We start from the raw sequence: 23,904 nt of genomic DNA on the forward strand, positions 1-23,904 counted from the left end.
AAAATTTATTTACCTATACAAAATTTGGAAAAAATATTATTTAGTAGATCTTCAGTTAATTCTTGACCTGTAATTCTCGATAAGTTTTTTATTCCATCTCTAACTTCAATTGATAATAAATCGAAGGGTAATTGATTAGCAATTATTGGATCAGTATCATTTAAATTTTTTAGGCAATCAGTTAGGTTTGATATTTGTCTTTCATTTAAAAAAATATCTATATTTTCAAATTCTTTTGATCCACATTTTTTAACAATCTTCTCGACTAGTTCTTTTTCGCCTTCATCATTTTTAATACTCATTAAAACAGAGTTCGATAAATTTTTTTTATTTACTTTTTTTGAATCAATTAAATCTTTTTTATTCCCCAAGATTGTAATTAATTTTTCTTGTGGAATTTTGCTTATAATTTTCTCATCATCCTTATTTAATCCTTCTTCAAGACTATATAAATAGATTATATAGTCTGAGTTTTGAATCATTTCAAAGCTTTTTTCAATTCCAATATTTTCTATATATTCATCGGTTTCTCTAATGCCAGCGGTATCTATTATTTTTATTGGTATATCTTTTATAGTCAAATTCACTTCAATTATATCTCTAGTTGTTCCTGGAATACTAGTAACTATTGCTTTTTCTTTTTTTGAGAGAAGATTTAAAAGAGAACTTTTCCCAACATTAGTTTTGCCAATAAGAGCAATTGATATTCCATTATGAATATGCGCCCCCCTTTTAGAATTTTCTATAAGGATTTCTATTTTTTCTTTTATAGTTTTAATATTTCTAGAAAAATTATGATAATTAAACTCTGAAAAATCCTCCTCAAAGTCTACTCTTGCTTCTATTTCTGATAATTGCTCTATTAGATCATTTTTGATGATATCAATCTTTTTCTTTATTTCTCCCTTTACTCCATTAAAAGCTATTTCTGCTGATTTAATATTTTTTGCATTAATCAATTGATTAATTGATTCTGCTTGAGTTAAATCCATTTTGCCATTAAGAAATGCTCTTTGACTAAATTCTCCTGGATTTGCAATCCTTACTCCAGTATTATTTGATAACAATGTCTCCATCACTTTATTTACAACAATTACTCCTCCATGACAGTGCAATTCAACAATATCTTCTCCAGTGAAACTATTAGGAGAATGCATAACTGTAATTAAAATTTCATCTATAAATTTATTTTCTAAATTATCTTTTATAAAGCCATGAAAAACTCTATGAGACTCCCAAGCATATTTAGATTTTGTTTCTACAATATTTTTACAGGAATTTATTGCTTCTTCCCCTGATACTCTTATAACTGCAATTCCTCCTTTACCTAGACTTATAGCCGAAGCTATAGCTGCTATTGTATCCTCAGTATCGATAATTGATTCCATCTCTCACTATGCTGTGGATAATTAAGTAGGCTTATCAAAGAAAACTTTCTTGATTGTGATTTCAGAATGAAGTTGATAAAGAATCTTCAATATAAAAAAATTCTATCATTATTTTTGAAACAAGATGGTACTCCCTTTTTTAATGCAAAGGGAGTAGCTGTTGGGGTATTTTGCGGATGCTTTCCTTTCTTTGGTTTTCAAACTTTATTAGGATTATTTTTAGCAAGAGTTGCGAAAGGAAATCTTTTTCTTGCTGCAATTGGTACTTGGATAAGTAATCCATTTACTTATGTACCTCTATATTTTTTCAATTATAAAGTTGGTTCATTTTTGCTAAAAAATTCACCAGATATTGTTTTTGATAAAAATTTAATGATTGAAGAATTATGGGAAAAAGGAAGTGTTTTTTCATTAAGGTTAATTTTGGGTTCAGCATTAGTTGGATTTTTATTAGCTTCTATTTCAGGAATCATTGTTTTTTTGCTATATAAAAGAAAAATAAAAAAAACAGTATCTTAAAATTCTTCTAAGTTTAAATTAACTTATTCCTACCCTTGCAATATCTAATACATCAGCCATTGATTTAATTTGATCAATAGTTTTGTGGAGTTGACTGTAACTTTCTAGACCAACACATAAATTAATTATTGCAGGTTTACCAAAAGCGGTTTTTACATTTGCATCGCTAACATTTATTCCTTTATCAGATAATCTCATAAGAATATCTTTTAGGACGCCTACTCTATCTATAACTTCTATTCTCAGTTGAATTGGGAACTTATTGTCAAGAATCTTATTCTCTTGGTTCCATGCAACAGGTAATCTTCTCTCTATTGGTATTGGGATAACATTCTCACAATCTCTTCTATGAATAGTGATACCGTGATTACCTAGAGAGACAGTTCCAATTATTTCTTCCCCAGGAAGTGGACTGCAGCATTTTCCGATTCTATAATCTAAGCCTTCGACCCCAGTGATTGGTGATTTATTAGTTGCATGAGATTTGGTTGCTATTGAATTATTTTTATTAATAAGAGATCTTGCTAATTCTTCGTTAGATTCATTTTTAATTTCTTCTGTCTGTATTTTAATCTCTTCTCTTAATCTATTCAATACTTGATGTAAAGTTAAGCCCCCAAATCCTAATGATGCTAGTAGATCTTCCGTAGACTTTAAATTACATCGATGTGCAACTTTTTTCATGGCATCACTTGAAATTAATGATTCAAATCCATTACGACCTATTTCTTTTTCAAGCAGATCTTTTCCTCTTTTAATAGTTTCATCTCTATGGCTTTTTTTATACCACTGCCGAATTCTATTTTTTGCGGTTGGAGTAACTACAAAATTCAACCAATCTAAGCTTGGAGTTGAATTATTATTAGTTAAGATTTCGATAAAGTCCCCATTTTGCAATGATGTAGATAGAGGAGATAGCTTTTCATTTATTCTTATACCATTACAATGATTGCCTATTTCTGAATGTATTCTGTAAGCAAAATCGATTGCAGTAGATCCTTTCCTTAGGCCAACAACATCTCCTTTTGGTGTGATCACAAATACCTCTTCATCGAATAAATCTTCTTTTATAGAGGCTAGATAATCATTATGGTCTTTCTCATTACCTTCTTGTTGCCAATCTACTAATTGTCTAAGCCAATTAAATCTTTCTGCATTACTAGATGCAGGTGAACCGCCTTCTTTATATTGCCAATGTGCAGCTATTCCGAATTCTGCAATTTGATGCATTGAACTCGTTCTTATTTGAACTTCAATAGGCCTATGTCTGCCGATCACAGAGGTATGCAAGGACTGGTAACCATTTGGTTTTGGTAAACCTATATAATCTTTAAATCTTCCAGGAATTGGCCTAAAAGTATCATGAACGACTGCTAAAGCTTTATAACAGCTATCTGAATTGCTAACAATAATTCTTAAAGCAGCAACGTCATAAATCTCGCCAAATTGTTTTTGTTGTCTTTCCATTTTGCTCCAAATACCATAGAGATGTTTTGGTCTTCCCGTAATTTCAAAATTTCCTAAACCTGAAGAGACTAAGTTTTCCTTCATCAAATTTAAGGTAACGTTTAACCTTTTTTCTCTATCACTTCTTTTAACGGCAATTTGATCTTTTAAATTTTTATATTCCTCTGGTTCAAGAAATTTAAATGCTAGATCTTCTAATTCCCATTTAAATCTATTTATTCCTAACCTATTTGCTAAAGGGGCATATATTTCTCTCGTTTCTCTTGCAATTCTCTCTTTTCTCTCTTCATTAAGCCATTGAATTGTTCTCATATTATGTAGTCGATCTGCAAGTTTAACTAAAACAACTCTTATGTCGCTTGCCATAGCTAAGAACATTTTTCTAAGATTTTCAGCCTGTGCTTCAGTTCTATTATTAAAGTGAATACCTCCTAATTTAGTTACACCTTCTACAAGTACTTTTACTTCTAAGCCAAAATTAACTTCTATCTCTGAAAGAGCAATTCCTGTGTCTTCAACAACATCATGTAATAGGCCGGCAGCTATAACTGATGAACTCGCGCCTATTTCTTTAAGCAGATCTGCAACAGCTATGGGATGAATTATATATGGCTCTCCACTTGCCCGAAGTTGTCCATTATGAGCTTCGTAAGCAAGTTTGAAAGCTTTTCCTATTAGATCTTGATTTGAATCATTTTTTTTATTAGATACTTCATAGTTTTCAATAATCTCAAGAAGCCAATTAGGAATATTTATCTCATACTTCAAAGATTCACTTTCATAATTTTTATTTTCAGGCAAAATGATTGTTGAAACTTTAATTTCATTTTTTTCTTTTGAATTCGCAGTTGCCTCAGACATATAATGTTGCTTTAGATTTATTTTATTTGGGACTAGAGAAATTTGCTACAAAATTATGAAAATAAATAAAAGCAAAATTCTTGAAATCAGGAATCTAAATGTCAAATATGGTTCTTATCAGAAATCTACCATAAAAAATTTTAAATTAGATTTGTTTAAAGGAGATCACTTAGCAATAATAGGTCCTTCTGGATGCGGTAAAACAACATTTGCAAAAACAATTGTAAATATGCTTCCTGAAGGTTCAATTATTCAGGGATTTATAAAAATATCTGGAGAAGATCTAACTAAAATTGATAAAAAACAAATTCAATTATTTAGAAGAAATAATTTTGGATTTATTTATCAAGATTCTATAAAAAAACTTAATCCTTTAATGACAGTTGGAGATCATTTAAAAGAATTAATCAAAACACACTTTCAAAACTATCCCCCTTTAATTATAAAAGAATTAGTAGAAGAAAATTTTAGAAAAGTAGGAATAGATATTGAAAGATTAGATTCATTTCCTCATCAATTTAGTGGGGGAATGAGACAAAGAGTTTCAATTGCAATGGCTTTAGCTTTGAAACCTAAAATATTAATAGCAGATGAACCTTCAACCAGTCTGGATTCTAAGACTAGTTTTGAAGTCATGAATCAAATTCTTTGTTTATGTGAGAAATCTGGAACTACTTTGGTTTTGATTAGTCATGATATTAATCTTGCAGCAAAGTGGTGTAAAAAAGTCGTGATAATGGATCAAGGATTAATTCAGGAGCAAGGAAATATAAAAGAAGTTTTTAAATCGCCTAAATCAAAAATTGGAGAGAAATTGATAAATGCAGCAAATATATCTTTGAAGCCAAGAAAAATAATTACCTCTACAAATGATGTTGTTTTAGAGGTTAATAATTTAAGACATTGGTATAAATTAAATTCTTCAATTTTCCGACCCAAATGGAATAAGGCTTTAAAAGAAGTAAGTTTTAAATTGTATCGAAATGAAGTCCTTGGAATTGTTGGATCTTCTGGGAGTGGAAAAAGTACTTTATGTAGAGCTTTAATAGGACTCTTGAAGGTGAGAGGAGGTGAAATAAAAGTTTATGAAAGAAATTTAGAATTACATAAAAAAAAGTCTAATAATTTTAAAAATATACAAATAATTTTCCAAGATCCTTTTTCAAGTTTGAATCCAAAAATGAAAATCAAAAATATTTTGAAGGATATATTTTTAATTCAAAAAATATCTAATAATTATCAAATTAAAGATGAGATTAAACTAATTTTAAAAAATTTAAATCTACCTTCAGATCCTGAATTCTTAAACTCCTACCCCAATCAATTATCTGGCGGTCAATTACAAAGAATTTCAATTGCAAGATCATTATTATTGAAACCAAAAATCCTCATCTGCGATGAAAGTGTAAATATGTTAGATGCATATGTAAAAGTTGAGATACTTGATTTACTTAGAAAGATACAAGAAAAAATGGATTTAACTATAATTTTTATTACTCATGATTTAGGAATTGCAAAGAAATTTTGTAATAGATTATTAGTTATGAATTATGGACAGATTATTGAAGAAGGCGATTCAGCTACAGTTTTTTCTAATCCTAAGAATAATGTTACAAAAGTTTTAGTAAATAGCTCCTTAAACCTTAATTGATTTTTTTAAGACTCTCAATAATTTCTGAAATTCTTGGGGTAATTCTGCTTCAAATTTCATTTCTTCTCCATTTATAGGATGAAAAAGTCCTAGCTCTACAGCATGTAAAGCCTGACCATCCAATTTGCAAGGAAGCTTTTTACATCTTCCATATAAAGGATCACCTAGAATGGGGTGATTGATATGAGCACAATGAACTCTTATTTGATGAGTTCTTCCAGTATCTAGTTTGAAGCTCATTAATGAATAATTACCTAATCTTTCTAATAATTTCCAATAAGTACATGCATATCTCCCGGAATTTTCATCAACTACCGCATACTTCAATCGATTTAGTTTATCTCTACCTATATGTCCAACAATTTTACCTTCTGAAGTATTTGGGACTCCATGAATTACCGCAATATAGTTTCTTGAAGCAATTTTTTCTTTTATTTGTATTTGAAGATTGACAAGTGATTCTTGGCTTTTTGCTACAACCATACAGCCAGAGGTGTCCTTATCTAATCTATGAACTATCCCAGGTCTTAACTTGCCATTTATTCCAGGTAAATCTTTACAGTGAAAGAGTAGTCCATTTACTAAGGTGCCTGATTTATGTCCTGGAGCTGGATGGACTATGAGTCCTGATTGTTTATTAATTACAATGATGTGTTCATCTTCAAAAAGGATATTTAAGTTCATCTTTTCTGGCTTTAAATATATGAGAGGTTCTGGAGGAGGCATCCAAATTTGTATATTATCTCCTGTTTTTAGTGGGGTTTTAGCTTTTGCAGTTTTGTAGTTAACAAGAACTAATCCCGCATTTATAAAATGTTGTATTCTTGCTCTACTCTGTTCAGGCCTCTTGCTTACTAGCCACCTATCGAGTCGCATAGGAAGGGACATTTCATAAGTAATTTCTATTAATTCACCTTCTCCTACTCCAAAAGAGTTTTTATTACTTGAGTTCATATTGGCACTTCCAAAGCAATCTTTCCTAGCATTTGATTGCGATAATCTTCTAATAATTTGTGAGCCATTCTTCTTTTATCACCTGAGGTATGTTTCAAGGCTACAAGATCAATCCATTCATGAGGGCTATCAAAGTTCTTTAATATATCAACTCCATATCTATCAGATATCTTTGAAAGTGAAATATTCGCATTTTTATCTTCTTTTAATTTGAAAATTATTTTTATAAATTCAATCGCAACACTTTCTATTTCATAAGCAGCCTCTCCTATATCATCACAAAGTGCAAGATTCAGAGCCGATTTTTGATTCTCTAAATTAGGGGGTATAACACCGGGGGCATCAAGCAAATCTATCCCACTGTCTAATCTGATCCATCTAAGATTACGTGTTACTCCTGCTTTCCTAGCGCTTTCAACAACTTTTTTCTTGGCGATTCTATTTATTAATGCAGATTTTCCTACATTAGGAAAACCGAGGGTAAGTGCTCTGATCGGCCTAACCTTCATTCCTCTAGATAACCTTCTGTTATCAATTGATAATCTGGATTCCTTAGCAGATTTACAAATTTCTTTAATTCCTTTACCATTTTTTGCATCACACCAAAGAGGATATATATTATCTTTTTTAAACCACTTGTTCCAATTAGTTATAGTTTCTGTAGTTATCATATCCGCACGATTTATCACAAGGATATGTTTTTTGTTTCTAATCCATTGATTAAGATGAGGATGACCTGTTGATAAAGGGATTCTTGCATCTCTAACTTCTATAACTAAATCTACTCTATTTATCACTTCAGTTAGCTTTTTTTCGGCTTTAGCAATATGGCCTGGGTACCATTGAATTTTAGGTATTTCCAATTGATTAAATCCAACAAGTTGTACGAGTAAACCTTTTGATTCTTATTAATTTCAAAAGTAATTACATTTAATATTAATGTAAACATTAAATATTTTTTATTTTTATAAATTTTATATTTCTACCTAATTTTTAAAATTTATTAAGGCATAAGTAACACTTAGTACTTTTTAACCCAATAAGTACAAATTAACGTTAGGGTTTCATGGTAAAAATAGGATGTTTTAATGTCGAAGTTGTCTCTTTCCAGTCTTGATAAGTCTAAATTAGAAGGAAAAAAAGTTCTTGTAAGGGTTGATTTTAATGTCCCATTAAATGATAGTGGTCAGATTACTGATGATACTAGAATAAGAGCAGCAATTCCTACGATAAAATATCTCATAAATAATTCGGCAAAAGTTATATTAGCTGCTCATTTTGGAAGACCTAAAGGGAAAGTTAATGAGAAAATGAGATTAACCCCAGTTGCTGCCAGATTAAGCGATATATTGGAACAAAAAGTTAATCTGACTGAAAGCTGTATTGGTGAAGAGGCTCTAGCAAAATCTAATAGTTTAAATAATGGCGATGTTTTATTACTAGAAAATGTTCGTTTTTATGAAGAAGAAGAAAAAAACGATTTAGATTTCGCTAAAAATTTGGCTTCTCATGCAGATATGTATGTTAACGATGCTTTTGGAGCTGCGCATAGAGCTCATGCTTCAACTCAAGGAGTTACACAATTTTTAGAGCCAGCTGTTGCAGGATTTTTGTTAGAAAAAGAGTTGAAATATTTACAGGGCGCAATTGATGCTCCAAAACGTCCTCTTGCAGCAATAGTAGGAGGTTCTAAAGTAAGTAGCAAAATTGGAGTTTTGGATTCTCTTTTAGATAAGTGTGACAAAATTATTATTGGGGGAGGTATGATTTTTACTTTTTATAAGGCCAGAGGATTAGATGTTGGGAAGAGTCTTGTTGAGGAAGATAAACTTGAACTAGCAAGAAATTTAGAGGCAAAAGCAAAAACTAAAGGGGTAGAGCTTCTATTACCATCTGATGTATTACTTGCAAATGAGTTTTCTCCTGATGCAGAAAGTAAAGTGTCTCAAATAGATTCAATAAGTGGTGATTGGATGGGCCTAGACATTGGGCCACAATCAATCAAGGTTTTCCAAAATGCTCTTGCCGAATGCAAAACAATTATTTGGAATGGTCCAATGGGTGTTTTTGAATTTGATAAATTTGCTGAAGGTACAAATGCAATAGCAACAACCCTGGCAGATTTAAGTTCTTTCTCTGAGGTTTGTACAATTATTGGAGGGGGAGATTCTGTCGCTGCGGTGGAAAAAGCTGGCTTGGCTGAAAAAATGTCACATATATCTACTGGTGGAGGGGCTAGTCTAGAACTTTTAGAAGGTAAAACTTTACCTGGAGTAGCAGCTTTAAAAGACGCTTAAATTATATTTTTTCAACAATTTCAACGCTTTTAGTGAAAGAAATAGTTCCCTTTGGATGAGCGATAATACCTGACCATATTTGTCTAGCTGGTTCTGATGATGCTCTAGTAGTTTTAAAAATGCCTCCAGAGGCTAAAGGCTCAATATTGATTTCTTGATTTAAATAAGAATCATCCTGATGCGATATTATTCCTCCAGCTATAATTACATCACCAAGTGGTTCATTTAGAATAATATCGATATCATATTTTGTACCAGTAAGAACTTTCTCAGGAATTCTAAAAATAATATCTATTTTATTTTGGTCATTTCTAATAGTAGTTAATAAATTTTTTATATTCCCATTATTTATTTTGTCGTTTTGAATAGAAAACAAATACTTAAAATTAGATTCAAGAAAGTATATTTCTCCATTAACTATTTTATTTCCATTAACTTTGATATTAAATATTTTTTCTTTAGAGTTTTCTCCGCTTAATCTTTTAATTTGCCATGTTGAATTAGGGAAATCTTTGATTATTTCCTTAAATTGTTCTTGAATTTTAAAGTTTTCATCTTCTTTAAAAATGTTTTTTATCAATTTTAAGTTTCGAGTATTTAATGCATTTTCAAGATTTTTTCTTATATCAACGTTTGTATTTTTGGCGATTGCTAATTTTGGGGAAATGAGATAAATAAATATATATATAAATAACCCTAATTTTGAAAAAAACTTTAAATTTAACATTCTCATAATTTTATCTTACTTATTAAATTTTTAATGTCTAAAAAAAGAAATAATTTATTAATAGCGGCAAGTGGAACAGGAGGTCATATTTTTCCTGCTTTAGCAGTATCTAAAAAGGTTGAAAAAGATTGGGATATTCATTGGCTAGGAGTTACAAAAAGACTAGATTCTGAATTTGTACCTAGAAAATATAATCTTTTGACTTTGAATTTGGAGACACCAAAAAAAAATATTTTTAGAGTATTTCAATATCTAAAAATTTTATTTTCAATTTTCAATATTATTAAAATCCTTAAAGAAAAAAAAATTAATTTAGTATTTACTACTGGTGGATATATTTCAGCACCGACAATTCTTGCAGCAAAGTTGCTTAAAATACCTGTTATCCTCCATGAATCAAATTTAATACCGGGCACGGTTACAAAATATTTTGGTTTTCTATGTGAATTTGTTCTTCTGGGTTTTAAAGATACAAATTTTTATTTAAAAAATTGCAGAACAATTTTCACTGGAACTCCTCTTAGGGATCAGTTTTATGAAATTAATCCTTTGCCAAAATGGGTTCCTAGAGGAAAGGGTCCTCTTCTGATTGTTATGGGAGGAAGTCAAGGTGCAAAGAAGATTAATGAAATTTTCTATGAATCTATTGATTTTTTAATGAAACAAAATTTTCGTATAGTTCATATTATTGGTGAAAATAATTCTAATAGTGAGATAAAATTAAAATCTAATAATTATGTTCAAAAGAAATTTACTAATCAAATTGCATCTTTGATGCAAAACTGTGAACTCGTTATATCAAGATCTGGAGCAGGAACAATAAATGAACTCATACAAACTGGAAAACCATCAATTTTAATTCCATACCCTAATTCAAAAAATAATCACCAAGAAAAAAATGCAATGATTCTTTCCTCAATAGGGGGTGCAATTTTAATGAATCAAAATCAAATATCAAAGTTATTTTTTGAAGAGACTTTGAAAAGGATTTTAAAATTTAAATTAAAAAAAGGAAAACCTAAATATGAAATTTTAGATTTAATGAAAGAAAATTTAAAAAATCTTGATACCTTAAAATCTACAAATGAGATTAAAAAATTAATAAACTATTTTTTAAAAGAATTTTGAATTTCTCTACATAAAATTTTATTATTTTTTCTAGTCTGTAAACTTATTCGTGCCCATTTTTCATTAAGAAATCTAAATGAGTTGCATTCTCTAATTAATATACCTTTTTTTTCTAAATAATGAATATTTGAAGACAAGGAGAATTTACTTTCTATTAAAAAAAAGTTAGTTGAAGAGTTATGTACTTTAAGATTTTTTATTTTCGATAATTCATTAGAAACCCAATTTTTCTCAGTATTTACCCAGTCATGAATCTTTGATGTCCATTCCTCATAAAGAATTTTATTACTTAATAGTTCTATTCCAGCTTTTATAGCAAATGAATTTAATGGCCAAGGGTCTCTTTTTATATTCCATTTCTTAAGTTTTTCAGATGAGCCAATAATATAACCTAATCTTAAACCTGCAATATTAAAGAGTTTGGTCAAACTCCTAATAACTAATAAATTATCATATTTTTTAGTGAGTGGAATTAAAGATTCTTTCTCACCATTAGGTGTTATGGCTAAGAAAGCTTCATCACAAATAACTAGTTTATATTTTTTTAGAATAATTTCTAAAGATTTTTTATCCCATAATTGACCCGTAGGGTTATGTGGGTTGGTTATCCAAAGAACATCACAATTAGGTTTAATTGGAAAGGTTTGGGGAAAACTATTGCTCCAATTTTTTGGCAATTCTGCATAATCGAAGATAGCGTTCCAGCAATTTAGTGATCTTTCATAATCTACGAAGCCTGGACTTGGTATACAACTTGATCCAAATTTGGAAGCTTCATAACCTGCCCAAGTTATTAATTCAGAAGCCCCATTACCTGGCAATATATTATCGGGATTTATTTGATGAAATTCTCCAATTATTTCTCTCAAACTATTTAGATTTCTCTCAGGATAATATCGAAATCCTAGAGTTTTAATTTCTGAAATTAAAACATCTAATATCAGCTTTGGGGGTTCGAAAGGTACTAGTGAGGCACTTGAATCAATTATTTTAGATGGTAATAAATTTAATTTTTTTGCTTTAGTTAATATATTTCCTCCATGCTTGAAGTTTATATTTTTAATATCTTGATCATTCAAATTATTGGTATTGAATTTATTCATTAATTCTTTTAGGTTTTATTCAATCCATTCTAAGTTTGATCCAATAGCTTCTTTCACATTTGATAATTGGTGAATATTAATTTGCTTTATGATTCCGTTAAGAATATTTGGGACTAATTGTGGACCGTTATATATCCATCCAGTATATATTTGCACTAAAGATGCTCCAGAACATATGCGTTCCCAAGCAGATTCTGGACTATCAATTCCACCTACTCCAATTAAATTAATATTTTTATCAATATTATGTATATGACTAATTATTTGATTTGCTTTTCGTTGAAGTGGTTTGCCACTTAATCCTCCATTTTCCTCAGAAAGTAATAGCCCTGTTTGCTTTATCTTTCTTTGTTCAAGACCTAATCTATCTAGACTAGTATTAGTAGCAATTATTCCATCAATATTTTCGTCAATTATTAATTGGCATATATCTTCAATATCTTTATAACTTAAATCTGGTGCGATTTTCACAAATAAAGGAGGACAATTACCTAAATTTTTGACTTCTCTAAGCAGTTCTTTAAGAAGTATAGGATCTTGTAACTTTCTAAGTCCTTGAGTATTAGGTGAACTTACATTTATAACTGCGTAATCACAATAAGGAATCAAAAGTTTTAAAGAAGTTAAATAATCTTCTGTAGCTTTGGATAAGCTTGTAATTTTAGATTTCCCAAAATTTATGCCCAAACAATTATTTTTTCTATGTTTTTTTAAATCAACATTTTGCTTTAAAAAGTTTTTAACAAGATTTTCGGCACCATTATTATTAAATCCCATTCTATTTAATGCTGCCTGCTCCTTAGCTAATCTAAATAATCTTGGTTTAGGATTACCTGATTGAGCGTATTTAGTAACTGTACCAATTTCAGCAAAACCAAATCCAAAATCCTTCCAAATATTTGCAGCATTTCCATTTTTATCAAAACCTGCTGCCAAACCAACTGGATTACAAAAATCTATCCCACATATTTTTTGATGTAATCTTTTATCAACAACACAAAATTCTTGATTCAAACTTTTTATTATTCTTGAAATTAAGGGCCAATTTCTGTTTTTTGAACTAAAAGTGAGAAGACTTAAGGAGAAGTTTGTAAGGTACTCTGCATCTATTCCGGCATCTTTTTTAAGGATAGGAGTTACCAAGTTCTTATAAATATTATTAAACATCCCTTTCTGATCAATCATAAAATATTAAAGATTAAGTATTAATATTCTCTATTATCCAATATTTTTGATTTTTAGGAATGAATCTCCAATTACGCCATTCAAACAATTCATATTTTTGAAGGAGCATATAACTTTCTTCTCCAAGTAATTCATTCAATTCACTAGAATTTAAAAAATATTTTTTTTCAGCAAATTTTTCAAGTAATTCATTTTTGGAAAATAATTTTTGAATTTCATTAAGTTCTTTTTTCTTTGAAAAGTCTATTGCTTTAAATGATTTTTTGACTTCGCCAACTAAAGGTATTCCTTTGCTATAACTTGTAGCAATTAAATCTACTCTCTCATTCTGTTTATCCCCACTATGACCTTTTACGAATTCCATCACTAGGCCTTTTATTCTTAAATCATCTATTTTTTGCCATAAATCCAAATTTTGAACAGATTTACCTGCACTTGTTTTCCATCCATTTTTCTTCCAATTGATGATCCATTTTGTATAGCCCTCAATAACATATTTACTATCTGTTCTTAATTTAAAGTTTTCTTTTAATTGAAAAGTTTTTAACTTTTCGAGTGTTTTAATAGCTGCAGTGAGTTCCATCCTATTGTTAGTGGTATTTTCCTCTGAACCACCTATTTCTATTTCACTATTATCATTAAATATTATTAATCCTCCCCATCCACCTGGACCGGGATTTCCACTGCAAGCACCATCTGTTGCAGCTTCAATTGCAATATTTTGTTGACTATTCATGATTTTAAAGCCGATATTAGATATATCGGCTAGAAAAATTTTTTCTCTATTTTAGTGTAACTTTACCGCCAGCTTCTTCAATCTCTTTCTTTAAAGTTTCAGCATCTGCTTTCGCAATACCTTCTTTAACTGTCTTTGGTGCGGATTCAACAAGTGCTTTTGCATCGCCTAGACCAAGACCAGTAGCATTTCTTACAACTTTAAGGACTTTGATTTTAGCCGCTGCGTCGAAGCTTTCTAGAATTACATCGAATTCAGTTTTCTCTTCAGCTGCTTCGCCGCCTCCATCTCCACCACCAGCTCCTGGAGCTGCCATTACTACACCAGCTGATGCAGCTGCAGAGACACCAAATGCCTCTTCAATTTGTTTAACAAGCTCAGATGCTTCTAAAAGTGAGAGGGATTTCAATGATTCGAGAATTTCTTCAGTTTTTGCAGTCATTTTCTTAATAGATAATTAATTTTGAAGTTTAAGATTCTGATTTTTCAGAATGTTGTTTAAGTGATCTAGCAAGTCCAGAAGGTACTTCATTGATAGAAATAGCAATTTTTGTAGCAACACCATTTAATGCGCCGGCAATTTTTGCCATTAATACCTCTCTCGAAGGTAGACTTGCGATCTCTTTTATTTCAGATTCGCTGAGAAGTCTACCCTCGAATAAAGCTCCTTTGGTTTCGGATTTTTTTGTCTCTTTCTGAAAAGATTGAATTGCTTTTACAGCGCCTCCAACATCTTCTTTGATTAAAACAAAAGCATTAGTCCCTGTTAGTAAGGATTCAAGATCAGTCCAATTACTATTACCATCAATTGCTTTACGCATTAATGAGTTTTTAGTAACTTTGCAAATGCCATTATTTGTTTGCAATCTTGATCGCAAATCAGACATCTCCTTGATAGTTAAACCTTTATAGTCAAGAACTACAGCCATTTCCGAATCATCTAACAGAGATTTTATTTCTGTGACGATTTTTTGCTTATTCTCTATTGTTCGGCCCATTGTTGTTTTTGGATCGTAATTTAGGAAGAGCAGGAAATGCGGCAAAGTCCATTTATGAAAGAGGCCGCACTTATTAGATCCAAAAAGAAAATAATTAAGACGAAACCTCGGCAGGATTTAAGATTTAGTCGGAACTAAATTAACCTACTTTCTTTGGCCGTATTATTGCTTTAAAATTATACTACAGAGCGTTAACTTTCAGGCTGATAATCTTGCAAGGCATTGATATCGACTTGAACTGAAGGTCCCATAGTTGAAGTTACATAAAAACTTCTCCAATACTTACCCTTCGCACCACTAGGCTTATTTTTATCAATAGATTCTTGTAATGTCTTTAAGTTTTCAAATAAAGCATTTTCAGTGAAACTAGCTTTTCCAAAGCGAACATGCACAATCCCAGCTTTATCTGCTCTGAATTCTAATTTTCCCGCCTTAAATTCTTTTATTGCACTAGCTATATCACTAGTTACAGTACCAGCTTTAGGATTTGGCATTAACCCCCTTGGTCCCAAAACTCTTCCAAGTTTTGCTACTTTTGGCATCATATCGGGAGTTGCAATAAGCAAATCAAAATCCATATTGCCTTTATTAATGCTTTCTACAAGATCTTCTTCTCCAAAAAGATCTGCACCTGCAGATTTGGCTTTTGCTACATTTTCACCGCTAGTGATAACAGCAATTTTAATACTTTGACCAGTGCCATTAGGTAGAGCTACTGTTGTTCGTAGCTGTTGATCTGTGTATTTTGGATCAATACCTAAACGAATATGAGCTTCAATTGTCTCATCAAATTTAGCGTTTGCATTTTTCTTGATAATACCTAAGGCATCAAGGGGAGCATATGTGCGATCTTCTATCTTTGATGATAGATCCGCCATTCTTTTAGAAAGTTTTTTCATAATGTATTTGGGTTCAAACGGTTAAAGAATTAACCTCCCCTAAAAAGTGAAAGTTTGGGATTAAATTTATTCAGTAATTGAAACGCCCATATTTCGAGCAGTTCCTTCAATTACCTTCATAGCTGATTCAATACTCGAACAGTTTAAATCAGGAAGCTTTGTTTTGGCTATCTCTTCTAATTGAGATTTACTTATATTGCCAACAGATCCTTTGGAAGACTCACCAGCTCCTTTTTCTATTCCAGCGGCTTTAGTTATTAAGACTGAAGCAGGTGGAGTTTTGGTTATAAAGGTAAAGCTCCTATCTTCAAAAACTGAAATTTCAACAGGTATAACAAAACCGGCTTTATCTTGTGTTCTTGCATTATATTCTTTGCAAAATGCCATGATATTTACACCGTGTTGACCTAAAGCCGGACCCACTGGTGGGGCTGGATTTGCTTTGCCAGCTTGAAGTGCTAGTTTGATAACCGCAACAATTTTTTTTGCCATTAGATTCTTGAATTTAAACGGAGGTTAAAATGATTAATTTACTCGATAAACAGAAATAATAATTAATTTTGTTTATTGATTTGGGAGAATTCTAATTCTACAGGAGTTTCGCGCCCAAATATTGAAAGTAATGCTTTTAATTTATTTCTTTCACCCGAAACTTCTATAACTTCACCCTGGAAATCTTTAAAAGGTCCACTAGTAACGATAATTCTATCTTTTTCCTCAAGATCTAATTTTATTACAGCTTTCTTCTCCGAGGCGCGCTTAAATATTCTATTTACCTCTTGCCTGGATAAGGGTCGAGGTTTAATATGTCCTCGAGATCTACCGCTGCCTCTTCCATCTTCCGCTCCAACAAAATTAATAACATTGGGAGTACTTTTTACAGCCATCATTGTATCTTCATCCAGAATCATCCTAACCAATACGTAGCCAGGGAAAACTTTTTCCTCTGTAGTTTGTCTAGAACCATCTTTCTTAAGTTTAATACCTGGAGTTTGAGGAATTTCAATCTCTATAATTCTATTATTAACACCTAAAGTTACTGACCTTTGCTCGAGAGTGGCTTTTACTTTCTTTTCACAGCTTGATGCAACTTGAACCGCATACCATCTAGCAATACTAGTATTAGCCTTTTGAGAACTAAGGTTTGTTGTCAATTCATTACTCATTTTTCTTTCTTTGGAAACTGGATAAATGATTTTTTAAAATTATAGGATTGAATCTATATTTAAAAATTTTTAATTCAACGGAAAATTTGTGATGCAGCCCATCCATAAAACCTACTCACAGATGCAATTGCAGCAGCCGAAAAGGATACCATAATGATAACAGCAATAGATTCGCTAAATAACTGTTGTTTGTTAGGCCACACAACTAGTTTGAGTTCATCGAATGTAGAAGTTAAAAAATTCTTCTTTTTCTTCGGCTCTTTTATATCAGAAGGCTCTTTTTTAAGAGGTTCTTGATTAGTAGGACTTGTCACAAAATTTTAATTTAGTTTAAGCTTAAAAAACTTATAATCATTTTAGCTCATCGTTTTACTCATCAGCTAGGTTTAAACAAAATCTCATCTTTTTTTGAAGGGCTAATTTTTACAGATATATTTTTTTTATTTTTAAAATTATCTTCTAATAGTTTTGATGCTAGTGGATTTTCTATTTGTCTTCTAAGTTCTCTTCCTAAGGGCCTAGCACCATATTCAGGCTGATAGGAATCATTAGCAATCTTTTGTATAACTCTTTTATCAATATTAATTTTTATCCCCTGTTCAAGTAATAATTTTTTTAAATCTTCTATTTGTAAAAGAATTATTTTTTGTAGTTGATCAATTGATAGGGTATCAAACTTTACTATTTCATCGATTCTGTTTAAAAATTCGGGTCTAAAAATAGAGGATAATGTTTTATTTATAGAATCTTGTAAAGTTTGTTTTCTTAATTCGGAATTTTCTTTTTGATTCGGAACTATTTTTGAATCTTCTAATATTATTTTTCCAGCTAAATTACTAGTCATTATTATGACTGTATTTTTGAAGTCAACAGTTCTTCCTTGAGAATCCGTTAATCTTCCTTCATCTAAAACTTGTAGGAGGATATTGAAAACTTCTGAATGCGCTTTTTCGATCTCATCAAGGAGAATTACAGAATAAGGTTTTCTCCTAACTGCTTCAGTTAATTGCCCTCCCTCTTCGTAGCCAACATAACCTGGAGGAGCTCCTAAAAGTCTTGCGACAGCGTTTTTCTCCATATATTCACTCATATCCAGCCTTAATAAAGCTTCTTCTTCATCAAATAATGATGATGCCAAAGATTTTGCTAATTCTGTCTTACCAACTCCTGTCGGACCCATAAATAAGAATGATCCAATTGGTCTTTTAGGATTCTTCATTCCAACTCTCGCTCTTCGTATCGCAGAAGAAACAGCTTCTATAGCTTTTTCTTGTCCAATAACTTTTTCACTTATTTCTAACTCCAAGTTAACTAATTTTTTTCTTTCATTAGAAACTACTTTGGCAATAGGAATTCCAGTTATTTTTGAAATAACATCAGCAATATCATCAGGTTCAACTTGATATTTCAAATTATATTTTCTATTTCTTTGAAGTTTCTGGCAACTTATCTCAACATTTTTTATTTCATATTCAACTTCATTCAGTTCTGCTTCTAGATTATTTAGGTTATCAAAATTATCTATTTCGTCACTATGAATGCTTAATTCTTCGATTTTCAGAATTAGCCTATTCTCTTCTTTTAACAAAAAAGTTAATTGCTCTATTTTTTCTCGATCATTGTTCCAATCATTAGTAATTTCATTCAATTTCTTTATAGATAATTCTTTGCTTTCTAATAACTTTTCTCTTTCTTCGATATTTTCGGGGGAGATATTTTTTAACTTAATTTCAATAGTATCGATATTTTTTTCTTCATCGATAATTGTTTGGGGTTTTATATTAGATTCAATTTTTAATTGGGCTGCTGCTTCATCTATCAAATCTATTGCTTTATCTGGAAGGCACTTATCGCTTATATATCTATCTGCAAGTCTCGCAGAACAATTAATTGCTTCTTCTGTAATTCTAATGCCATGATGTAATTCATATTTCTTTTTTATACCTTGTAAAATTTTTGCACTTAATTCAACTGATGGTTCATTAACTAATATCTTTTGAAAACAATTATTTAATGACTGATCTTTTTCAATACTTTCGCGAAATTTTTCAGGTGTTGTTGTTCCTATGCATCTGAGCTCACCTTCGTTAAGTAAAGGTTTTAAAATGTTACTTATATCTGTTGTAGTTCTATCAGAAGTGATTATTGTATGAATTTCATCAATAAATAAAATAATGCCTTGATTAGAGTCTTTAATTTCATTAAGTATTAAGCTTAGTCTTTCCTCTAATTGACCTCTAAATTTTGTTCCAGAAACTAATGCTCCCAAGTCAAGAGAAATAATTTTTGAGTTTTTTAACAAATCAGGAACTTTTTTTTCTACTATCAATTGAGCAAGTAATTTGGCAATAGAAGTTTTGCCAACGCCTGGATGACCAATGAGGATTGGATTGTTTTTGCTTCGTCGAGATAAAACTCTCATTAAGTTATTAATCTCATCCCCGCGCCCTATTACTGGGTCTAGCAGACCTTTCTCAGCAGATTCTGTTAAATCTTTTCCGTAAAGAGACAGTACATTCTCTTCAGTTTTTTGCTTGGTTTTAATTATAAGATTACTTTTCGGTGAAGGGATGATGGCTTTTGATTCCTTTATTAGCTCTTCCTTATCACTTTCATCGATAGATTTATTTATTAGAATATTATCTTCATCAGATATAATTTTTTTATTTTCTATATAATTTTGTTTTTGAATAATATTTGGGGAAAATTTTAATTCTTCTTCTAATTGTTCTACTGAAAAGTCTCCCTCTTGAAAAACATAATTTCCTATTCTTGAATCACTGCCTAAAGCAATTAACAAATGAGGAATCTCTATTAATTTTGAACCCCACTGTGCTTTTATTTGATTCGCATTGTCTAATAAAATTTCGAGCTCTTCACCAATAGTAAAAATATCAGAATCATTTATTGGGGTTTCTTCTAAAAATTCTTCAGTTATATCTAGAACTGTATTTTGATCTATTGATAACTTTTCTATAAATGAAAAAAATTCACTTGAGGTGAACAAAGTATGAATAATGTGTTCAATATTAAATTCACTATGATCCCATTTTTTTGCAGTTTCTTCTCCCAATAAAAGAAGATTCCAACTTATATCACTAAAAAGTTCTGGATTTGAGGTAAGAGTTTCTCTCATAAACTATATAAAATTTATACTTGGTGATTTATTATTATCTTAATTAAGAATAACTTAATGATCATTTAGAATTTTTATAATTATAAGTTGTATTTAAAAAAAATTTTATTTAATAAAGAGATTTTTTAGTTTGGTTGGAAAATTTTCATGATTACTAGATAATTGGTAAAGGGTTTAATCACTTGTTTTGAAATCAAAAAAAATTATTTGATTATCTTCTTTATATTTCAGATATTAGCCAAATACTTCAGCTATTTATAGGATTTAAATAGTATTAATTAAATTGTGAAAGAAACTATTGATTTCCTTATTGACACTATTGAAGCTAGACAAGTGCTTGATTCAAGAGGGAACCCCACTGTAGAGGCTGAAGTATTTTTGGAATGTGGTGCTATTGGCAGAGCAATAGTTCCTAGCGGAGCGAGTACTGGTGCTCATGAAGCACATGAATTAAGAGATGGTGGGACAAAATATATGGGGAAAGGTGTCTTAAATGCGGTTAACAAAATTCATGAGACAATTTCTCCTGCTTTATGTGGATTATCAGCTCTAGATCAAACAAGTATTGATAACTTAATGATTGAAATTGATGGAACTCCTAATAAATCTAGTTTGGGCGCTAACTCAATTCTTGCAGTGAGTCTAGCCAACGCTAGAGCTGCATCAAATGCTTTGGATATGCCGTTATATAGATATCTTGGCGATCCATTATCTAATCTTCTCCCTGTACCACTGATGAATGTAATTAATGGTGGAGCTCATGCACCTAATGGTCTTGATTGCCAAGAATTTATGCTTGTCCCTCATGGGGTGAAAACTTTTAGTGAATCATTAAGAATGGGAACTGAAATATTTCATTCACTCAAATCCTTACTTGCTAAAAAAGGTTTATCTACCGCTGTTGGAGACGAAGGTGGTTTTGCTCCAGAATTATCATCTAGTGAAGCAGCAGGAGATTTGCTTTTAGAGGCTATTCAGAAAGCAGGATTTATTCCTGGAGAACAGGTCTCGTTAGCATTAGACGTAGCTAGCACTGAATTTTATAAAGATGGATTTTATAAATATGAAGGTAAAAGTTTAACTAGCTCTCAAATGATTTCTTATCTTTCAAATTTAGTTTCAAATTATCCAATAGTTTCAATAGAGGATGGACTAGCAGAAGATGATTGGGAGGGTTGGTCAGCCTTAAATAAAGAGATTGGAAATAAAGTGCAGTTAGTAGGTGATGATTTATTCGTTACTAATACTGAAAGGTTAAGAAAAGGAATATTAGAAAAATCCGCAAATTCAATATTAATAAAGGTAAATCAAATTGGCACATTAACAGAAACTCTGGAAGCTATGGATCTAGCTAAAAGTGCAGGTTTTACAAGTGTTATCAGTCATAGAAGCGGCGAAACAGAAGATACAACGATTGCCGATTTATCTGTGGCAACGAGAGCTGGGCAAATTAAAACTGGCTCTTTGAGCAGAAGTGAAAGAATTGCTAAGTACAATAGGCTCTTAAGGATTGAAGAAGAGTTGGGGGATCAAGCTAGATTTGCTGGTGATTTAGGTTTAGGTCCAAAAAATATATAGTTTTTATTGCTTCAGCTTTTCTATTCTTGAACCTTTTCTCATGCTTAATTGACACTTGATCCAATCAATACTTATTGGTGCTGCAAAAATTAAAGGTAAGACCGCAAAATTATTTTGGTTATTAGTTACGAGTAAAGCTGATGCTATGGTTAAGCTTCCTATAAGAATAGAATGACCTAATGATTTTTGCGCCGTAAACATTTTCTTGAATTGCCTATCAGACTCTCCCATCCTTATTTGAAGTTGTAAATCACCCTGTTCTAATCTCTCTAAACTCTCATCAATTCTTTTTGGGATACCTACAGCCTTTGAACCTAACTCTCCTACTTGCCTACCAAATTGGTTAATTAAATCATTAGGTGTTTGATTGTTAGAAGTCATTAAATCAATTAGATAAGGCTTAGTTATTGATACAAGGTTAAACCCTGGATCTAACATTCTACCAACACCTTCAAATGTTGAAAGTGCTCTCATTACAAATATTAAATCAACTGGTAGCTGAAAAGGAGTTTCATAAACAAGTTCGTATAAGTCTCCAGATAGTTTTTCAATGATATTTGGGCTGAATGGTGGAGTTAAAGCTTCTTTAAGCATTAATCTAACTAATCTTCTAACTGGACCTACATCTATATCTTTGGAAATCAAGCCAGCTTGCTGGAGTTGGGTTACTAGTGATGATGCATCTCTTAACGCTGCAGATTGAACCATAGATCCTAAGCTTGCTTGTAGACTATTTGAAATATTGCCCATCATCCCAAAATCATAAAAGATTAATTTGCCTGAATTTGAAACGGCTAAATTACCTGGATGAGGATCAGCATGAAAAAAACCATAATTTACGAGCTGTTTTAAATAGCTAACGGCACCTATTTCTGCAATCTTTGATAAGTCAATATTCTTAGATTTTAATTTTTCAATATCACTTATTTTTGTACCTTCTAAATAACTTAAACAAAGAACTTTTTCAGTGCTCAAGTTCCAAATTACCTCAGGAACTTCTACATTCTCATCATCAAGAAATTGCTGCCTAAATCTTGCGGCATATTGAGCTTCACATTTAAAATCTAGTTCTTTCATAAGAACTTTTCTACACTCTTTTGCTATTGCAACCCAATTCCTTCCTCGACTCCAGTTTTTATTCTTTTGGATTATGAAAGCAATTTGTTGCATTATGTTCAAATCGATTGTGAATAAATTCTTCAGATTGGGTCTTTGAACTTTAAATACAACTTCTTTCCCATCTTTTAAAGTTGCTTTATGAACCTGAGCTAACGAAGCTGATCCAATTGGAGTAGAAGTAATTTGGTTGATTTCTGAGAACTTATGTCCTAATTCTTTTTTGATAATTTCTTCAACTTTTGTATATGAGAACTGAGGAACTTGATCTTGTAACTTTGATAATTCCTGTATCCAAGTATTCGGAATTAAATCAGGCCTCGCAGATAATAGCTGACCAATTTTGATAAAAGCAGAACCAAGTTCAATCAATTGATTAGTAAACCACTTAGCTCTTTTTATTTGAACTTTATTTTTTTTATCTCTATTAGTTCTAAAAATTTTAAATATTAAATTGTCTAGCCATAAATTAACCAAAAGTAAAATAAGTATTCTCCAAATAAGAAATCCTCTTTTGATTTTCTTTATTCGATTTTTTAATTTATGATTACTCATTAAATTTTATTATTCATTTTTCCATTAAAGTGATCAATTTTTACTTTGAGATCTTCTATTTCTTTTAGAACTTCACTTAAGTATGGATCTTGATTAGATTCTGAAGTATCAACATTTCTACTATTACTTACTTCATTTTCCATTCTTGCAGCTTCTTCAATAATTGCGTCTTTTAGCGTGTCAAATTCTTTTTTAATTTTTTCTGGGACATCTTGTGCAATATTTGAGGCTTCTTCAATTTTTTCTACGACTATTTTGTTTAATTTTTCAGTTACCTTTTTAATAGCTGCTTTTAAAAGATAATCAGAATTCGTCATAAATAATATTTAAAGCCTTTAAGCAATTCACAACTTTCATTTATCTAATCATAGATCAATTGAGAACAAATCTGTTAATTGATTTCCTTTTTAATTTATCTATTCTTATTTTTCCTATGTAAG

22 protein-coding genes are annotated in these 23,904 nt (G+C 30.9%); 5 read left to right on the top strand and 17 right to left on the bottom strand.

The window, feature by feature from the left end; all coding sequences use genetic code 11:
• Nucleotides 1-5: 5 nt before the first annotated feature.
• Nucleotides 6-1,388 (bottom strand): tRNA uridine-5-carboxymethylaminomethyl(34) synthesis GTPase MnmE, encoded by a 1,383-nt coding sequence (mnmE, locus tag ACTF45_RS02330; RefSeq protein WP_438949276.1) that lies wholly within the window; start codon nt 1,386-1,388, stop codon nt 6-8.
• A gap of 66 nt (nt 1,389-1,454) precedes the next feature.
• Here mnmE and ACTF45_RS02335 point away from each other — a divergent pair, with 66 nt between their 5' ends.
• Nucleotides 1,455-1,907, top strand: coding sequence for a DUF2062 domain-containing protein (locus ACTF45_RS02335; protein ID WP_438949277.1), 453 nt, complete (start codon nt 1,455-1,457; stop codon nt 1,905-1,907).
• Nucleotides 1,908-1,925: 18 nt separating this feature from the next.
• Here the strand turns inward: ACTF45_RS02335 and ACTF45_RS02340 are convergent, their stop codons facing one another.
• The gene (locus ACTF45_RS02340; protein WP_438949278.1) at nt 1,926-4,235 is read right to left on the bottom strand and encodes a RelA/SpoT family protein; all 2,310 of its coding nucleotides are present in this window, start codon (nt 4,233-4,235) and stop codon (nt 1,926-1,928) included.
• A gap of 55 nt (nt 4,236-4,290) precedes the next feature.
• On the opposite strand from ACTF45_RS02340, the gene ACTF45_RS02345 reads away from it, so the two are divergent.
• On the top strand, nt 4,291-5,886 hold the full coding sequence (locus ACTF45_RS02345) for an ABC transporter ATP-binding protein (protein ID WP_438949279.1): 1,596 nt from the start codon (nt 4,291-4,293) through the stop codon (nt 5,884-5,886).
• On the opposite strand, the gene ACTF45_RS02350 is transcribed toward ACTF45_RS02345, so the two are convergent.
• Both ACTF45_RS02350 and ylqF read right to left on the bottom strand, forming a co-directional pair.
• On the bottom strand, nt 5,872-6,840 hold the full coding sequence (locus tag ACTF45_RS02350; protein ID WP_288346465.1) for an RluA family pseudouridine synthase: 969 nt from the start codon (nt 6,838-6,840) through the stop codon (nt 5,872-5,874). The genes ACTF45_RS02345 and ACTF45_RS02350 overlap by 15 nt on opposite strands.
• On the bottom strand, nt 6,837-7,703 hold the full coding sequence (gene ylqF / locus ACTF45_RS02355) for a ribosome biogenesis GTPase YlqF (protein WP_288346466.1): 867 nt from the start codon (nt 7,701-7,703) through the stop codon (nt 6,837-6,839). Before ylqF ends, ACTF45_RS02350 begins: the two co-directional genes overlap by 4 nt.
• Before the next feature lie 225 nt (nt 7,704-7,928).
• On the opposite strand from ylqF, the gene ACTF45_RS02360 reads away from it, so the two are divergent.
• A complete protein-coding gene (locus ACTF45_RS02360; RefSeq protein ID WP_288346467.1) occupies nt 7,929-9,137 on the top strand; it encodes a phosphoglycerate kinase in 1,209 nt (402 codons plus the stop codon).
• A 1-nt stretch (nt 9,138) separates the two neighbouring features.
• Here ACTF45_RS02360 and ACTF45_RS02365 read toward each other — a convergent pair whose 3' ends face one another.
• Nucleotides 9,139-9,870: a hypothetical protein gene (locus ACTF45_RS02365; protein ID WP_438949280.1), complete on the bottom strand. Its 732-nt coding sequence runs from the start codon at nt 9,868-9,870 to the stop codon at nt 9,139-9,141.
• A gap of 27 nt (nt 9,871-9,897) precedes the next feature.
• Between ACTF45_RS02365 and ACTF45_RS02370 the strand changes: the two genes are divergently transcribed.
• Nucleotides 9,898-10,992, top strand: coding sequence for a UDP-N-acetylglucosamine--N-acetylmuramyl-(pentapeptide) pyrophosphoryl-undecaprenol N-acetylglucosamine transferase (locus ACTF45_RS02370; RefSeq protein WP_438949281.1), 1,095 nt, complete (start codon nt 9,898-9,900; stop codon nt 10,990-10,992).
• On the opposite strand, the gene ACTF45_RS02375 is transcribed toward ACTF45_RS02370, so the two are convergent.
• The 10 genes from ACTF45_RS02375 to ACTF45_RS02420 form a co-directional block, all read right to left on the bottom strand.
• Nucleotides 10,971-12,095 (bottom strand): pyridoxal phosphate-dependent aminotransferase, encoded by a 1,125-nt coding sequence (locus tag ACTF45_RS02375; protein ID WP_438949282.1) that lies wholly within the window; start codon nt 12,093-12,095, stop codon nt 10,971-10,973. The genes ACTF45_RS02370 and ACTF45_RS02375 overlap by 22 nt on opposite strands.
• Before the next feature lie 15 nt (nt 12,096-12,110).
• The gene (locus ACTF45_RS02380; protein WP_438949283.1) at nt 12,111-13,280 is read right to left on the bottom strand and encodes a quinone-dependent dihydroorotate dehydrogenase; all 1,170 of its coding nucleotides are present in this window, start codon (nt 13,278-13,280) and stop codon (nt 12,111-12,113) included.
• Between the two features lie 13 nt (nt 13,281-13,293).
• On the bottom strand, nt 13,294-14,016 hold the full coding sequence (locus ACTF45_RS02385; RefSeq protein WP_438949284.1) for a ribonuclease H family protein: 723 nt from the start codon (nt 14,014-14,016) through the stop codon (nt 13,294-13,296).
• A gap of 46 nt (nt 14,017-14,062) precedes the next feature.
• On the bottom strand, nt 14,063-14,458 hold the full coding sequence (gene rplL, locus ACTF45_RS02390) for a 50S ribosomal protein L7/L12 (protein WP_288348358.1): 396 nt from the start codon (nt 14,456-14,458) through the stop codon (nt 14,063-14,065).
• A gap of 28 nt (nt 14,459-14,486) precedes the next feature.
• Nucleotides 14,487-15,014 carry a 50S ribosomal protein L10 gene (gene rplJ, locus ACTF45_RS02395; protein WP_288348359.1) on the bottom strand — a complete coding sequence of 176 codons (528 nt, stop codon included), beginning with the start codon at nt 15,012-15,014 and terminating at the stop codon, nt 14,487-14,489.
• A gap of 191 nt (nt 15,015-15,205) precedes the next feature.
• A complete protein-coding gene (gene rplA, locus ACTF45_RS02400; RefSeq protein WP_438949285.1) occupies nt 15,206-15,913 on the bottom strand; it encodes a 50S ribosomal protein L1 in 708 nt (235 codons plus the stop codon).
• A 66-nt stretch (nt 15,914-15,979) separates the two neighbouring features.
• Nucleotides 15,980-16,405, bottom strand: a complete 426-nt coding sequence (gene rplK / locus ACTF45_RS02405; protein ID WP_288347792.1) for a 50S ribosomal protein L11 — start codon at nt 16,403-16,405, stop codon at nt 15,980-15,982.
• 62 nt (nt 16,406-16,467) lie between these two features.
• Nucleotides 16,468-17,079: a transcription termination/antitermination protein NusG gene (gene nusG, locus ACTF45_RS02410; RefSeq protein ID WP_011131844.1), complete on the bottom strand. Its 612-nt coding sequence runs from the start codon at nt 17,077-17,079 to the stop codon at nt 16,468-16,470.
• 74 nt (nt 17,080-17,153) lie between these two features.
• A complete protein-coding gene (gene secE / locus ACTF45_RS02415) occupies nt 17,154-17,393 on the bottom strand; it encodes a preprotein translocase subunit SecE (protein ID WP_288347794.1) in 240 nt (79 codons plus the stop codon).
• A 62-nt stretch (nt 17,394-17,455) separates the two neighbouring features.
• On the bottom strand, nt 17,456-20,215 hold the full coding sequence (locus ACTF45_RS02420) for an ATP-dependent Clp protease ATP-binding subunit (RefSeq protein ID WP_438949286.1): 2,760 nt from the start codon (nt 20,213-20,215) through the stop codon (nt 17,456-17,458).
• A gap of 285 nt (nt 20,216-20,500) precedes the next feature.
• On the opposite strand from ACTF45_RS02420, the gene eno reads away from it, so the two are divergent.
• Complete coding sequence (eno, locus tag ACTF45_RS02425; protein WP_288347796.1) at nt 20,501-21,793, top strand: phosphopyruvate hydratase; 1,293 nt, start codon at nt 20,501-20,503, stop codon at nt 21,791-21,793.
• A gap of 3 nt (nt 21,794-21,796) precedes the next feature.
• Here the strand turns inward: eno and ACTF45_RS02430 are convergent, their stop codons facing one another.
• Together ACTF45_RS02430 and ACTF45_RS02435 are read right to left on the bottom strand one after the other, a co-directional pair.
• Nucleotides 21,797-23,464, bottom strand: coding sequence for an ABC1 kinase family protein (locus ACTF45_RS02430; protein ID WP_288347797.1), 1,668 nt, complete (start codon nt 23,462-23,464; stop codon nt 21,797-21,799).
• Nucleotides 23,464-23,781, bottom strand: a complete 318-nt coding sequence (locus ACTF45_RS02435; RefSeq protein ID WP_438949287.1) for a hypothetical protein — start codon at nt 23,779-23,781, stop codon at nt 23,464-23,466. Before ACTF45_RS02435 ends, ACTF45_RS02430 begins: the two co-directional genes overlap by 1 nt.
• Nucleotides 23,782-23,904 lie beyond the last annotated feature (123 nt).

The organism is Prochlorococcus sp., assembly GCF_965655815.1.
GTDB classification, from domain to species: Bacteria; Cyanobacteriota; Cyanobacteriia; order PCC-6307; family Cyanobiaceae; genus Prochlorococcus_A; species Prochlorococcus_A pastoris.